Annotated in this window: 1 protein-coding gene; it reads left to right on the plus strand. The window is 45.0% G+C overall.

Features of this window, described 5'->3' with window-relative positions; genetic code table 11:
- The coding region (locus A3756_RS02205) for an RNA pseudouridine synthase (RefSeq protein ID WP_068552828.1) at nt 1–640 on the plus strand (640 nt) is incomplete at its 5' end.
- Nucleotides 641–658: the final 18 nt, after the last annotated feature.

Consider the following 658-nt stretch of genomic DNA (forward strand, 5'->3'; position numbering starts at 1 on the left):
TCTCAGGCAAGCTATCCCTGAACCAAAGTTGATCCATGATGCTTATGATTACAGTATTTGGTTCAAACCCTATGGCCTGAACTGCCAGGGAAGCCGATGGGGAGACTTTGCCAGTATTAATCGTTGGGTAGAAGTAAACCTTGCTAAGCTTAGCAATACCCATGAACGACCTGTCTTTCTAGTCCATCGGTTGGACAGAGCAACCACGGGTTTAATGGTTTTATGTCATAGTAAAAAAGCTGCGCAATGCTTTAGTGAGATGTTTAGTCAGGGGAGGGTTGATAAACGCTACCAGGCAATTGTGCACGGTGATTTTTCTATCTTCCCGCAAGACTATGAAGTAAATAGCCCTGTGGAGGGTAAAGCCGCATGTAGTATGTTTTCTTATGTTGAAGGTAAGGGCGAGTATTCCCTACTTGACGTTAGATTACTAACGGGCCGCAAGCACCAAATTCGCCAACACATCTCCTCCTTAGGCTACCCGATTGTTGGCGACCGGCTATATGGTAAATCATGTGACACGGAAGCTGAGGGTGTTAGGGATCTGCAATTGCAGTCGGTATCACTGAGTTTTGACTGCCCGTTTGAACATTGTAAACAGAGTTTCAAAGTCGCTGAGCAAGATCATCTTTGTCTCTAGGCACTATTCCAATTTTTC

It is taken from the genome of Oleiphilus sp. HI0086 (assembly GCF_001635225.1).